General features: G+C 53.8%; 9 protein-coding genes, 1 pseudogene and 1 riboswitch. Of the genes and pseudogenes, 4 read left to right on the forward strand and 6 right to left on the reverse strand.

Annotated features, from left to right (window positions below; genetic code table 11):
* From ACWIZX_RS09150 to ACWIZX_RS09165, 4 genes and pseudogenes are all read right to left on the reverse strand, one after another.
* Positions 1 to 422 (reverse strand): annotated as a pseudogene (locus tag ACWIZX_RS09150) (tRNA (adenosine(37)-N6)-threonylcarbamoyltransferase complex transferase subunit TsaD); the annotation flags it as partial.
* Positions 423 to 442: 20 nt separating this feature from the next.
* Positions 443 to 1,678, reverse strand: coding sequence for a M24 family metallopeptidase (locus ACWIZX_RS09155; protein WP_448335543.1), 1,236 nt, complete (start codon positions 1,676 to 1,678; stop codon positions 443 to 445).
* Positions 1,662 to 3,071: an L-seryl-tRNA(Sec) selenium transferase gene (selA, locus tag ACWIZX_RS09160; protein WP_448335544.1), complete on the reverse strand. Its 1,410-nt coding sequence runs from the start codon at positions 3,069 to 3,071 to the stop codon at positions 1,662 to 1,664. The genes ACWIZX_RS09155 and selA overlap by 17 nt, the downstream gene beginning before the upstream one ends.
* Complete coding sequence (locus ACWIZX_RS09165; RefSeq protein WP_322792877.1) at positions 3,064 to 3,468, reverse strand: hypothetical protein; 405 nt, start codon at positions 3,466 to 3,468, stop codon at positions 3,064 to 3,066. Before ACWIZX_RS09165 ends, selA begins: the two co-directional genes overlap by 8 nt.
* A 166-nt stretch (positions 3,469 to 3,634) precedes the next feature.
* Positions 3,635 to 3,751, forward strand: a riboswitch (SAM riboswitch).
* A gap of 65 nt (positions 3,752 to 3,816) precedes the next feature.
* Here ACWIZX_RS09165 and metH point away from each other — a divergent pair.
* The 4 genes from metH (at position 3,817) to ACWIZX_RS09185 (ending at position 11,082) form a co-directional block, all read left to right on the forward strand.
* The gene (metH, locus tag ACWIZX_RS09170; RefSeq protein ID WP_448335545.1) at positions 3,817 to 7,335 is read left to right on the forward strand and encodes a methionine synthase; all 3,519 of its coding nucleotides are present in this window, start codon (positions 3,817 to 3,819) and stop codon (positions 7,333 to 7,335) included.
* A 9-nt stretch (positions 7,336 to 7,344) separates the two neighbouring features.
* Positions 7,345 to 9,252 (forward strand): bifunctional homocysteine S-methyltransferase/methylenetetrahydrofolate reductase, encoded by a 1,908-nt coding sequence (locus ACWIZX_RS09175; RefSeq protein WP_448335546.1) that lies wholly within the window; start codon positions 7,345 to 7,347, stop codon positions 9,250 to 9,252.
* 61 nt (positions 9,253 to 9,313) lie between these two features.
* Positions 9,314 to 10,063, forward strand: a complete 750-nt coding sequence (locus ACWIZX_RS09180; RefSeq protein WP_322792874.1) for a metallophosphoesterase family protein — start codon at positions 9,314 to 9,316, stop codon at positions 10,061 to 10,063.
* Positions 10,064 to 10,131: 68 nt separating this feature from the next.
* Entirely contained in the window at positions 10,132 to 11,082 is a 951-nt protein-coding gene (locus ACWIZX_RS09185) for a DUF4349 domain-containing protein (RefSeq protein WP_448335547.1), read from the forward strand.
* Here ACWIZX_RS09185 and ACWIZX_RS09190 read toward each other — a convergent pair whose 3' ends face one another.
* The gene (locus tag ACWIZX_RS09190) at positions 11,083 to 13,431 is read right to left on the reverse strand and encodes a glycoside hydrolase family 36 protein (protein WP_322792872.1); all 2,349 of its coding nucleotides are present in this window, start codon (positions 13,429 to 13,431) and stop codon (positions 11,083 to 11,085) included.
* A gap of 35 nt (positions 13,432 to 13,466) precedes the next feature.
* Positions 13,467 to 14,021 carry a dCTP deaminase gene (dcd, locus tag ACWIZX_RS09195; protein WP_448335548.1) on the reverse strand — a complete coding sequence of 185 codons (555 nt, stop codon included), beginning with the start codon at positions 14,019 to 14,021 and terminating at the stop codon, positions 13,467 to 13,469.
* Positions 14,022 to 14,040: the final 19 nt, after the last annotated feature.

The raw sequence follows: 14,040 nt of genomic DNA on the forward strand, positions 1-14,040 counted from the left end.
GGTGGGTGGGGGACATCAGCGGGATACAACCACGCCGAATAAATATGACCCTCCAGGTGATTGACGCCAATCAGCGGCAGGTTTTGAGCGATGGCTAACCCCTTTGCCAGATTGACCCCAATCACCAGTGAACCCGCCAGACCGGGACCGCGCGTGACGGCGATGGCATCAATGTCGGTCAGTCCCAAATGGGCGCGCTGAAGGGCTTCATCCACGATGGCGTAGATGGTGCGGATGTGTTGACGCGATGCAACCTCGGGGAATACCCCGCCGTACTGAGCGTGAATATCTATCTGGCTGGCTACGACGCTGGAAAGCAGCGCACGCCCGTTTTCGACGACTGCCGCGGCAGTTTCATCGCATGAGGTTTCAATACCCAGTACTCTGGCGGGAGGCAAATCAGAAGAAAATCGGCTCATCATATCTGATTTATACCACAGGTTCAGGTGCGCATTGGTAAAACAAAATCATACGGATAATCCGCCAGGCGTTCAAAAGTGCCATTCTCGCAGGCAACGTAAGTGTCTTCAATTCGAAAGCCCATATCGCGCGAGGGATAATACAGCCCCGGTTCGATGGTGAATACTACACCGGGAACCAGCTCATCCTGATCACCGGCAACAGCGCCGCTAAACGGCATTTCATGGATGCGCAGTCCCAATCCATGTCCCACACTGTGAACATATCCTTCCTGAGTTTGCGGGTCGGACTGAATGGTGGGGTGACCCAACTGCTCAAACAACTGGCAGGTACGCTGCTGGTAGTGGGAAAATGGGGTGTTGAGGGTTAGCTCAGAAACAATGGTGTCATAGGTATTTTGCACCTGGCGGTACAGTTCGAGCGCCTCATCGTTGGCGTAGCCGAGCGACCAGGTGCGGGTGAAGTCATAGTAGTATCCGCCGCCAGCCTCGCAGGGGAAAATGTCAAAGACGATGGTTTTACCGAGGCGGATAAGATCGGCAGGATTCCCGCTGCTGTGCGGCACACCAGCGTCTCTTCCAATGGCAAAAATCGTCCCTTCGGGATTTTCAGCGCCCAGTTCGCTAAGCCACAGATTGATACGACTTTTAACATCTCCTACAGTCAGCGGCTTGCCGTCGGGCCGAATCAGCACTTCGTTTTCAACGCGGTGGTGAACTAAAAAATCGGCAGTCCGGCCGACTACTTCGGTGGTGATTTGTGCCATGTGACGGATGCGTTCTATTTCCTGTGGTTCTTTGGTCATCATTGCTGGCATGAGAATCGGGTCCCGCGCGAATCCCACCCACTCGATCTCGGGGAGCAGATTGCTCAATTCTTTGAGAATGCCAAAGATTGGACCAATTTCGACCTGTCCATAAAGCGCAACCCGCCCGCGATTCAACCCCAGATCGCTCAACATCTGGCGGTAGCGCATGGCGAGGGCGCGGGTATAGTCCTGCCCGGCCTGTTCCAGCAGCGGTTTGAGAGGGTAATCTGAATACAGGCGGACAGACAGGCCGCTTTTGGCGGCTTCATCGCGTTCCATAGGTCCGCAAAACAAGATGGCCTGTTGATGACGGGGTTTGACCAGGTCCGCGCTGGTGATGTGCCCGCCGCCGGTCAGGTAAACCATGGCCGGATTGTGGATGGCGCTGCCGGTAACCAACAGAGCATCTATCCGGTGTTCTTGCATGAGGGTATCAATCTGGGTTTTCATTGGGCTCCTCGGTTTGATCAGAGTGTGGGATTAAGTAGGATTTGTTCAGGAGATCTTTCAACCGGATCAACAGGCTGTGATCTTGATGAGGTAAAACGGTGCGCGGGTCAAGCAGTACCTGTTCGTTTTCTATGCGTGCAATGATGGCGGGGCTGCCCTCCCTCAAGCGGGCAAGAAATCGGTCGCAGCCGGGAACCGGAAGGGCAAGCAGGTAAGTAGGCAAATGCTCTTCGGGCAAAGAACCGCCGCCGATGGTCGAAAACCCGCTGATGACCTCACCGAATCCCAGGTGAGTCTGCCAGCCAAGCGCGCGCCGGTGAATTTCCTCCGGCGGGGTGGCAATCATCTGCCAGATGGGAATCTCGCTCAGGGCCTCGTCTTTGATATAGTGAAGCAAGGTTGCTGAGAGGGCAGCCAGACAAAGTTTATCTGCCCGCACAGCGCGGGCGAGGGGATGTTTTTTGATTTTGGTGAGCAGTTCAGCTTTCCCGACCAGAATGCCGGCTTGAGGACCGCCGAGCAGTTTATCGCCCGAAAAGCAAACCAGATCACAACCGGCTTGCAGGGACTCCTGAACAGTAGGTTCGTGCGCCAGCCCAAATTCGGCGGTATCCAGTAAGGCTCCGGAGCCGAGATCATCCATGAGGATGGTGTGGTACTGGTGTGCCAGCTGGGCAAGGCTGCTTAGCTCCGGTTCGCTGGCGAAGCCGATCAGGCGAAAATTGGAGTGGTGGGCGTGGAGCACCAGCGCGCCGGGGTAGTTTTGCAAGGCATTTTCATAATCGGTCAGGTGGACGCGATTGGTCGTGCCAACCTCAATCAACTTTGCCCCGGATTGCTTCATCACCTCCGGGACGCGAAAACCGCCGCCGATTTCAACCAGTTGAGTGCGCGAGATGATGACCGGTTTGCGGCGTGCCAGCGCGCTCAATGCCAGCAGAACGGCAGCGGCATTGTTATTGACCACTAGGGCGTCTTCTGCGCCGGTCAGGCGGGTTAGAAATTGTTGCGCATGAACCTCGCGCTTGCCACGCTTGCCGGTGGCCAGATTAAATTCCAGCGTGCTGTAACTGCTGGCACAGGTCTGAATGGATTGCAGCGCCGACCGACTGAGCGGAGCGCGTCCCAGGTTGGTGTGGAGGATTACGCCGGTAGCGTTGATGACCGGCTGCAGGGTTAATTGTGTCCACTGGATGAGGTTTTCTTCCACCAAACTGAGGAGATGCTCTGTGTTTGGAGTGAGGGGAGATTCTCTCATCCCTTGCCGGATGGTTTCCAGAGCAGTGCGAATGGCGCTCAGGGTTAAGGGCCTGCCGTAGTAGGCAATCCACTGCCCGGCTTGTGGGGATTGCAATAGCCGGTCAACCGAGGGCAGGCTGCGAAGCTCATTCATTTTCACCGGCAACAAAACGGCTGCGTTCGGCAAGGCGGATGGCAAATTCAATCGCGCCGAGTCCGGCTGCGAGAGCAAATCCCAGCGGAAGGGTCAAAAAGCGGCCCATTTGGAACCATGCCAGCAAATCGAAATACAAACCAACCCAAATTGCCTGTCGAACGATGATACCGGCGGTAACCGGTGTAGGGCTGGGAAAACGCCAGTGAAGAAAATAAATCACCGGCAGTGAAAGACCGCTGGCGGTGATGGTGGTCAGGAAAAAGAACAGCCAGCGCGGAGCCAAAGTGGGCAAGGTCAGGTTGAAAAGCAGGAATAGCCCGGCTAAACCCATCGCGGCCAAAATTAATGCCGAAGCCAGAAAAGGGATGAAAGGCGGAAGATTTTGTTTTTCCACGATGTTACCTCTGCAAAAAATTATATCCTATCCGTTCGAGAGCGAGGGAAGATTTTTTGAGCAGGTTGCACAGAGCGGACCAGATTTTGAAAATTGGACATGCAGATTGTAATTTTTACTAAATGTGGTAGAATTTGTGATAACTGATTGACCGGGACAATCCCGGCGCTCATCCAGAGAGGTGGAGGGACCGGCCCGACGAAGCCTCGGCAACCGCTGAAACTATCAGCAGGTGCCAACTCCGGCAGAATCCGCAAATTGCGATGATTCTGGAAGATGAGAGAGCGATCTACGGAATGATGTGCCTCTCGTCCAGAGAGGTTTTTTTATATCTTTGGAGGTAAACTCATGCAACGAAACTACACCAATCGCCGCTATCTGGATGCTCTTGAAAAGCGTGTGCTGGTCTTCGACGGGGCAATGGGCACCAGTTTGCAGAAAATGAACCTGACCGCCGAGCATTTTGGCGGTGAGAAAACCATGGGCTGTAATGATTATCTGGTCATTACCTATCCGCAGGCGGTTGAACAGGTGCACCGCTCTTTTCTGGAAGTAGGTGTGGATGTCATCGAAACGGATACCTTCCGCTCGAACCGGATAACCTTAGCCGAATACGGCCTTCAGAATCGGGTGCCGGAAATTAACCGGGCAGCGGCTGCGCTGGCGCGCCGGCTTGCAGATGAATACAGCACGCCGGATCACCCGCGTTTTGTGGCGGGTTCCATTGGTCCTTCCGGCAAATTGCCTTCGATGGATGATCCGGAGTTATCCGATGTAACCTTTGAAGACCTTGCCGAAGTTTTCCGCGAGCAGGCACGCGGATTGATCGAGGGCGGGGTGGATTTGCTTTTGATTGAAACCTCGCAGGATATCTTGGAGGTAAAAGCTGCCATCGAAGGGATTCACCGCGCCTTTGCGGATACCGGTATTTACCTGCCGATTCAAGCGCAGGTGACGCTGGATACTTCCGGGCGGATGCTGTTGGGAACCGATATTTCCGCAGTAGAAACGATATTGGAAGGCCTGGCTGTTGATGTGATCGGCATGAATTGCTCGACCGGGCCGGAACACATGCGCGAGCCGATTCGATTTTTAGGCGAAATCAGCCCGCTGCCGGTTTCCTGTATTCCGAATGCCGGTCTGCCGTTGAATGTGGACGGGCAGGCAGTCTATCCCCTCGAACCGCAGCCGTTTGCCGAAGCGCTGGCAGAATTTGTTGAGAAACACCGCGTTAACGTGGTTGGCGGCTGCTGCGGTACCACGCCGGAACATTTGCGTCTGCTGGTCGAAAAAGTTGGCCACAAACCGCGCCCGCCGCGTCCTCAAGTGCATATCCCGCGCCTTGCCTCGGCAATGCAGGCGCAGCCCATGCTGCAGGAACCGCGCCCCTTTTTGATTGGCGAACGTCTGAACACGCAGGGTTCGCGCAAGTTCAAGAAGTTGATTCTGGAAGAACGTTACGATGATCTTCTGGAAATTGCCTACGAACAGGTCGAATCCGGAGCGCACGGCCTGGATGTTTGTGTGGCATTGACTGAACGAGCTGACGAGGTGGAAACGATGCGCAAGGTGATCAAGAAACTTGCGCCGGCGGTGCGTGTACCGCTGGTGATTGATACCACCGAGCCGGATGTGCTGGAAGCCGCCTTGCAAACCGCGCCAGGACGCTGCCTGATCAATTCCACCCATCTGGAAGGCGGAAGGGAAAAGGCGGATCGTGTGTTTGCACTGGCCCGCAAGTACAATGCCGCTGTGATTGTATTGACCATTGATGAGCAGGGCATGGCAAAAACGGCCGGGCGCAAATTGGAAGTGGCGCGCCGTATTTATCAAATTGCCGTGGAAGAACATGGATTACGCCCTGCCGATCTGGTGTTTGATGCTTTGACCTTTACACTGGCTACCGGCGATCCGGAATTTGCCACCTCTGCCATTGAAACGATTGAGGGCATTCGCCGCATTAAAACCGAGCTGCCGGGTGTGCTGACCTCATTGGGTGTCAGCAATGTGTCGTTTGGTCTGGGAGCGCGTGCCCGGGCGATTCTCAACAGCGTCATGCTTTTTCACTGTGTGCAGGCCGGACTGGATATGGCCATTGTGAACCCTGCCCATATTACGCCGTACGCTGAAGTTGGGGATGAAGAGCGTGCGCTTGCTGAGGATTTGATTTTCAACCGCCGTACGGATGCGCTGCAGCGATTCATCGCTCATATCGAGCGAAGCGGGGCCGAAAGTGAGGGTAAAACATCCCAAACTCAGGCGGCATTACAGGCGATGACCGCCGAACAGCGGCTGCACTGGCGCATTCTGCACCGTCAGAAGGAGGGGGTGGAGGCGGATATTGATGAGATTATCCAACGCGGAATGCACGCAACCCGGCATGAAACCGCCGTTCACATTCTCAATAATGTGCTGCTGCCGGCGATGAAGGAGGTTGGGGATAAATTTGGCAGCGGCGAGTTGATTTTACCGTTTGTACTGCAATCGGCTGAGGTGATGAAAAAGTCGGTTGCCCACCTTGAAAATTACCTCGAAAAGAAAGCCGGTGTCAGCAAGGGGTTGATGGTACTGGCGACGGTATATGGAGATGTGCACGACATCGGTAAAAATCTGGTCAAGACAATTCTGGTGAATAACGGCTACGAGGTGATAGATCTGGGCAAGCAGGTGCCGGCTGAAACAATCATTTCCAAAGCGGTGGAGGTGAATGCCACGGCAATTGGTTTGAGTGCGTTACTGGTCAGCACCAGCAAGCAAATGCCGTTGATCGTAAACGAGCTGCACCGCCGTGGTTTGAACTTTCCAGTGCTGATTGGCGGAGCGGCGATTAACCGCCGCTTTGGACGCCGCATTTTGATGACCGAGAGCGGAGATCTTTATCCCGGCGGGGTATTCTATTGCAAAGATGCGTTTGAAGGGTTGGCAACCATGGACGCGCTGGTGCACCCGCAAGAACGCCAAAAGTTGCTGGAAACCATCCGCCGCGAATCGGAGATTGAACTGGGCCGCCAAACTGCAACGGAGGAAAGTCCGGTGAATGTTCGTCGCTCTTCCGTTTCGCCGGCCGTCAGCATACCCCGTCCGCCGTCGTGGGGGGTGCGGGTGGTGCGCAGTATGCCGCTGGAAGCGGTCTTTGAATGCCTGTTTAAGAATGAATTGTTCCGCCTTTCGTGGGGAGCAAAGAACACGCATGGCGAAGCGTGGGAAGAACTGCAGCGCACTTATGAAGAACGGCTTGAAAAGATGAAACGAGATGCCATCCGTACCGGCTGGTTGAAACCGAAGGGTGTTTATGGATATTTTCCGGCGCAGGCGGAAGGCAATGATTTGATTGTGTATGAACCGGGCAGCGTTCAACAGGGCAGCCCGGCTGAACTGGTACGTTTTTCCTTCCCGCGTCAGTCCAATGGGGAATTTTTATGCCTTGCCGATTACTTCAGCCCGCTGGAAAGCGGACAGATGGATGTGGTGGCTTTTCAGGTTGTGACAGTGGGCGAAGGAGCTACTCAACGCTTTGAGGAACTGCAATCCAAAGGGGATTACAGCGAAGCCTATTTCGTTCACGGGCTGGCGGTTCAAACGGCAGAAGCCGCTGCAGAGTACCTGCACCGCCATATCCGCCGCGAACTGGGCCTTCCGGCAGGACAGGGTAAGCGTTACTCGTGGGGCTATCCTGCCATTCCCGACCTGTCCGATCATCAAAAGGTTTTCTCGCTCTTACCGGCTGAATCCGAATTGGGGATGCGCCTGACGGAGGCTTATCAACTGGTGCCGGAGCAATCTACGGCTGCGATCATTGTCCATCACCCGCAGGCGAAGTACTTCAATGTGGGTGAGAGCCGGGTCGAACAACTCATGCGGGCTTAGAGGTGTAAGATGAAAGACTCAAAATTTCTGGATTTACTGCAAACCAATCAACGTCCTCTGCTTTCCGATGGGGCAATGGGAACATTGCTCAATCAGCGCGGCGTTTCATTTGAACGCTGCTTTGACGAACTCAATCTGACCGATCCGGCGCTGGTGGCAGCCATTCACCGCGAATATATTGATGCCGGATCTCAGATCATTCAGACCAACACCTTTGGGGCCAACCGCTTCAAGCTGGCGCATCACGGATTGGAACATCAGGTTGCCGAAATCAACGCCGCTGCAGTGGAACTGGCGCGGCGGGTGGTGATGGCGTCTTTCAAAGACGTATTGATTGCCGGGGATGTTGGACCGTTGGGGGTGCGCCTGGCTCCCTTTGGCCGAGTGCAGCCGGAACAGGCGCGGCAGGTATTTGCTGAACAGATTGCCGCATTGATCGAGGCAGGGGTTGACCTGTTGATCATCGAAACGATGACAGATTTATATGAAATACGCGAGGCAATTTCCGCGGCGCGGCAGATTAACCCGCATGTGCCGGTAGTAGCCTCGATGACTTTCACCCGCGATGACCGCACATTGCTCGGAGATGACCCGATCAAGGTAGCGCGCGGCATTCAAGAAGCCGGGGCGGATGTGATTGGAATCAACTGCTCGGGCGGGCCAAATCAAATCCTGCGCATCCTCAAACAAATGCACGCTGCTTTGCCGGAGGCACGCTTTTCGGTGATGCCGAATGCTGGCTGGCCCGAACAGGTTGGCGGGCGAATTATGTATCCGGCTTCGCCTGAGTATTTCGGGGAGTATGCACTGGCCTTCTGGCAGGCCGGCGCCAGTCTGGTTGGCGGCTGCTGCGGGACAACACCGGCGCATATTTCGGTCATGCGTCAGGCCATTGAAACCCGTCCACTGGAAAAGTTTAGCAACGGTTTTTCGTTAGCAGTGGTTGAAAGGGAAGAAGCCAGTCAGGAAAGTCAGGCCCCCACACAGATGGCACAAAAACTGATGGACGGCCGCTTTGTGGTGGCGGTTGAAATGGATCCTCCGCGCGGTTTGACCACCCAAAAATTGCTGGCTGGTTCCAGTCTGCTGGCTGAGGCCGGTGCGGACGTTATCAATGTGGCTGACAGTCCCATGGCAAGGATGCGCATGAGCCCGTGGGCGGTATGCCGTTTGATTCAGGAGAAAGTTGGAATTGAAACGGTGCTGCATTTTCCCACGCGGGGGCGTAATTTGCTGCGGGTTCAGGGAGATCTGCTGGCAGCTCATGCGCTGGGTGTTCGAAATGTGTTTGTGGTGATGGGAGACCCGACCGCTATTGGAGATTACCCGGACGCAATGGATAATTACGATCTGGTGCCTTCCGGCTTAATTAAATTAATCAAACAGGGCTTCAATGCCGGCGTGGATCATGCGGGAGTTGATATTGGGCAGCCAACTTCCTTTTTTGTGGGTTGTGCGCTCAACCTGACTCCTTCCAACCCGGAAAGCGAGCTAAAAAATTTGCGCCGCAAGTTGAACGCCGGAGCTGACTTTATTTTGACGCAGCCCATTTATGACCTGAAGCCGGCTGTGAGTTTTCTGGAACGTATCAAAAGTGAAATTGAACACTTCCATACCCCATTACTGGTGGGCGTTTTGCCGTTGGTTTCTGCGCGCCATGCCGCCTTTTTACAACATGAAGTGCCCGGTGTGAACATCCCACAGGAAATTCATGATCGTATTGCTGCTGCGGGAGAGCGGGCAGCCCAAACCGGCATTGATATTGCTTTTGAATTGATTGAGCAGATGGCCAACTTTGCGCAGGGGATTTACCTGATGCCGGCTTTTAACCGCTTCGATTATGCGGCGGAGATCATTGAAAAAGTACGCCGGCTGGAACTTCCGGCGGAACAGACGAAATTCTCCCAATCAGGTTGAAAACATTAATGCTGAAATGTGTTAAACTTGCAGGATAAGAACTTCCTGTGGGGAGAGAAGATTGAGTCGCGTACTGGTGCTTTCGGATATTCATGGTAACCTGGATGCCTTAGAGGCGGTCTTGCGGGATGCAGGTAAGGTGGATACTGTCTGGTGTTTGGGAGATGTGGTTGGCTACGGCCCACAGCCAAAGGAATGCCTTCACCGCATTGCGAATTTACCGGGCCTGATTTGCGTGCAGGGAAATCACGACGCCGCTGTGACCGGCAAGCTGGATCTGTATGCCTTTAACCGTGAGGCCATCCTTTCCATTCAGTGGACACGGGCGCAGTTATCTGCGGATGATGTGGAATGGCTGGCGAATTTACCGGAAAAGGTGGAATTTGATGACATAACCCTTACACATGGCAGTCCCCGAAATCCTATTTGGGAATATTTACTGGATTTGAACACCGTTCAGGTAAATTTTTCGCACTTTACGACCAGTTTTTGTCTGGTCGGTCATACCCACATTCCGGTGATGTACACTTACTTTAATCGCAATGGGAATGGCAAAGATGAGGGATATGTGGATTGGATGATTCCTCAGCCGAATCAAAAGATTCGCCTGATTCCTCGTTCCATTGCCAATCCCGGTTCGGTTGGCCAACCCCGTGACCGGGATGTGCGGGCTGCCTATGCAATCTACATGCCGGAGAGTCAGCAATGGGAATTGCGGCGGGTTGAATATGACATCCGTGCTGTGCAACAGAAAATACTGGCGGCCGGCTTGCCCTCAAGGCACGCCTCGCGGTTAGAAGAAGGCTGGTAAAGGGAACTATTCTGCCTTCCCCTTCGTCATAGGGCATAGAGAAGCCCTTTTCACTCAGGAGGAGTTCCATGTTCAAGAAAAGTCTGGTCGTCATGATGTTGTTAACCTTGCTGCTGACAGCGTGTGCCCCCGCACGCAGTCAAATACAATCTGTTCCTGAAAGTATGCCAACCGCAATGTCTGCCGGAGCTCCCCCGGCTGCGGATGTATATTCAGAAGGCGCAAGGACGATTGAGAAGGAGCAGGTTGTCAGTTCTGGACTGCCTAATCCTGTCGAACGGCTGGTCATCCGCAATGCCAATTTGAGTATAGTGGTGCGTGACCCAGGGGAAGCGATGGATGAAATCATCTCCATGGCGGAAGGGATGGGTGGATTCGTGGTCACTTCCAATCTTTACCAGCGGCGGTTGGCCAACGGTAATCTGGTTTTGGAAGGAAATGTCACTGTGCGGGTGCCTGCCCTCAAGCTGAATGAGGCAATGGAGAAGATCAAGGGTCTGGTAGATGACCCGCGGACCGACGTTCTATCCGAAAATATCAGTGGACAGGATGTAACTGCCGAATATACCGATCTTAAATCCCGTTTGCGCAATCTGGAAGATGCTGCCGAGCAATTGCGCAAGATCATGGAAACCGCAACGAAAACCGAGGATGTACTCAATGTGTTGAACGAACTGCGCAACGTTACGGAGCAGATTGAAGTGTTGAAGGGCCAGATTAAATATTATGAAGAATCAGCAGCCATGTCAGCCATTTCGGTCAACCTGCAGGCTCAGGAGACGGTTGCTCCGATTACTGTAGGTGGTTGGAAGCCGGAGGGTGTGGCGCGGGATGCCATTCAGGCCCTGATTGATGCGTATCAAACCATTGCCAGCGGGGTGATTTGGGCAGTATTGTTCTGCCTGCCGATTGCTTTGCCGATTGGGTTGGTGATTTTCTTCATCGTTCGTGGTTTGCTGCGCTGGAGAAAGCGCCGAAAAGCGACTATTCCAGCAGCAACCGCTGAAAAAAGCGATTAATTACCTCGATACAATCCTAATCTTGCAAGGGATGCCTTCGGACTGAACAAAAAACCGAAAGCGTCCCTTGCCCATTTCCTGCCAGCGAAGTACATCCCCGCTCACCGACTGAGGCGTTTGGTTTAGCAGTAGTTCAAACCAGCCTTCAAAAGACCGCCCTAAGTCAAGTTCTAGATCCAGGCCATCTTCCAGAAATTGCCACCGTTTGACTTCTAACCCCTGACTGATGTGAAGGCTGCTGCCTGCGTAAGTGATCCCTTCAGACTGGGGGTAGGCGGCCAGTAAGGCAACCCCATGGGGTGGAATGGGCGGAAAGTTTACGGTTTCTCCCGTTCGACAGGTAAAGGAGTTGTCGTCCCAAAAAGAATGAAGATGATAACCTTTTCCCGTCAGATGGAAAGTTTGCGGTTCAAAATTCCATGGCTGGGGGGTATCTTCCCAATTAAAGTGTGCCAGCAGATGCCAGCTGCCAAAAGCGCCTTCCAAATCCAGACGCAGCAGGGTGGGCATTTCGCTGGATAACAAATCCAGAACCTGGGCGGTTTGGCCGATTACCGGCAGCAACACCTGTGCCAGACGGATGCGTTCTTGCGGCAGGGCGGGCAGATCATCGGACAGCAGTAACGAACCGCCGGTCAGGGCAATAGCCGTTGCCAGAGTTTGCACTTCGGAGAGGGAAAGGCGGGTGTCGGGGCGTACCAGCAGACAATCCGGATCGTTAATCCACCAACGGCGGTGCAGCGGGGCGCGGGTGAGGATGTTGTTGATCGAATTGCGGGCAGAGGGCATGTGCGGTTCATGTTTGAAGGGAAAACGGATATTGTTGAAGGCGGGCAGCCAGTCACCGCTGACATCCGCACCGATGCGCATGGCATCCACCAGTCCTAAAACGCTGCCCAGCGGTGCGCCGCAGCCCAGCAGAAAGGTCTGTTCGCCAGCTGCCTGACGCAGGGCTTGCATGCCGCGCCGCAATACCTGTGCGCGGGTGAGCGTGGGATTGTGGTAAACGCCCGGCAGAGCGGCAGCATAGATAAAATCCAGTTTCAGGTAAGGAAATTTCCATTCGTGAGCAGCAGTATCTACGACCTGACAGGCGTATTCCAATGCCGCCGGGACGGTCAAATCCAACCCATGAGCAAAGGCGTTCCACACGAAGCCGGCGTTGACAGGCCGCCCGCGTCGGTCGCGCAGCAACCAATCGGGATGCTCCTGCTCAAGTTGAGATTGAGGATGGACGATGAATGGGGCGAGCCAAAGACCGGGAGAGAAACCTGCCTGTGAAATTTGTTCGGCCAGTGGGGCTACCCCCTCTGGAAAGGTGGGTTTGAAGGTGAACCAGTCTCCAACCTGCGATTCAAACCCATCGTCAATTTGAATCAATTCCAATGGCAGGCTCGGTTTTAACTGGAGGAGTGTATTCAGATTTTCCTCAACGTTTTGAGCGGTAACATGGGTGTAAAAGTGATACCAGGAACACCAGCCGGAGGGAGATTCTTTGGGAATGTGGACATCATGTTCCTGGGCGACAGCATGAAGGTAGGGCTGAAAAATGCCGGCATCGTCCGCACTACCGATCAACAAAACCGCCCAATCGGTGTGCATCGTTGAGCCGCTTTCCAGCAGAGTGTGATCGCCGTTTGCCCACAGGCGTAACGCTGGTTGATCGTAAAGAACGGCTTCAAGGCTGCCGAAATGCTCACGTTGGGAGAGAAAACCGGCAAGGATGGCTGTGTGCTGGGCTGCATCCGTTAGAATGCCAAAAAAGTCAGAGGTAAAATAACCGTTTTGCTTGAGATCGGGTGTCCCGGCGTTAATGACCATCGGTTTTTGAAACGCGCCCAGCCGCGAGCGACGCAGGGATGCTGTGGCGGGATAAGCGGCGGTATAAGACCACGACTGCCAGCCATTGCTGTAGAACCAGAAATCCCTGGCAGTGAATGGTCTGCCAAAATCCAGCCGGCTGTCGGACTGCATTCCGCCGACTCGCATCAATTCGATGCGTTCAATCCAAACGGGTTCTTCCCCCAAATTGGAGAGAAACAATCTCCACAATAAAAATGGCAGGTGATCGGCAAAAGCAAACTCGATGCGGGTTTTCAACCCGCCAATTGGAAGTGTACTGTCTATTGTAAATGACCGCAATCTGCCCAGGGGGGTGTGAATTTCACCTTCGGTTGCTGTGTGGGTTTGCCAGATGCTGAGGAGATCCTGCCGGCGGTTGTTTGCGGTAAAAGTGATGTTCAACCGAATTTGTTCCAGCCGGATAGGATACTGGCGGGATGTCACCGAAAACCAACCCTGATCAGGGTTGATGCTCAAATCATATTGGGCGTGATGAAAGGTCGGCATTTATTCCTTGCCGTTTGATTAATGATAAGGGATCGCTATAACCGTGGCAGGAGGATGCCTTGCTGCCGCTGGTACTTGCCTTTTTTATCGGCGTAGGAAATTTCGCAAGGTTCATCTCCCTCGAAAAACAACACCTGCGCAATTCCTTCGTTTGAGTAAATTTTAGCGGGCAGCGGGGTGGTGTTGGAGATTTCCAGCGTCACATAACCTTCCCATTCCGGTTCAAAAGGGGTTACATTGACAATAATTCCACAGCGAGCGTAGGTGCTTTTGCCAACACAAATGGTCAACACATTGCGCGGGATACGGAAGTACTCCACCGTGCGCGCCAGCGCAAAAGAGTTGGGAGGGATTACACATACATCCCCCTTGAAATCCACCATGGATTTGGTATCAAAGGATTTCGGGTCAACCACGGCCGAGAACACATTGGTAAAAATTTTGTATTCATCGGCAACACGAATATCGTATCCATAAGAGGATAGACCGTAGGAGATGACGCCGTCGCGCTTTTGATGATCTACGAACGGTTCGATCATGCCGTGTTCCAGTGCCATCTTGCGAATCCAGTAATCGGCTTTCAATCCCATGTTTATGACTCCCGGTTTG

The sequence above is a fragment of the Bellilinea sp. genome (assembly GCF_053501535.1).

Coding starts and splice junctions, on each gene's coding strand:
- metH (WP_448335545.1), top strand. CDS start 3,817: ATGCAACGAAACTACACCAATCGCCGCTATCTGGATGCTCTTGAAAAG.
- selA (WP_448335544.1), bottom strand. CDS start 3,071: ATGAATGAGCTTCGCAGCCTGCCCTCGGTTGACCGGCTATTGCAATCC.
- ACWIZX_RS09185 (WP_448335547.1), top strand. CDS start 10,132: ATGTTCAAGAAAAGTCTGGTCGTCATGATGTTGTTAACCTTGCTGCTG.
- dcd (WP_448335548.1), bottom strand. CDS start 14,021: ATGGGATTGAAAGCCGATTACTGGATTCGCAAGATGGCACTGGAACAC.
- ACWIZX_RS09190 (WP_322792872.1), bottom strand. CDS start 13,431: ATGCCGACCTTTCATCACGCCCAATATGATTTGAGCATCAACCCTGAT.
- ACWIZX_RS09155 (WP_448335543.1), bottom strand. CDS start 1,678: ATGAAAACCCAGATTGATACCCTCATGCAAGAACACCGGATAGATGCT.
- ACWIZX_RS09175 (WP_448335546.1), top strand. CDS start 7,345: ATGAAAGACTCAAAATTTCTGGATTTACTGCAAACCAATCAACGTCCT.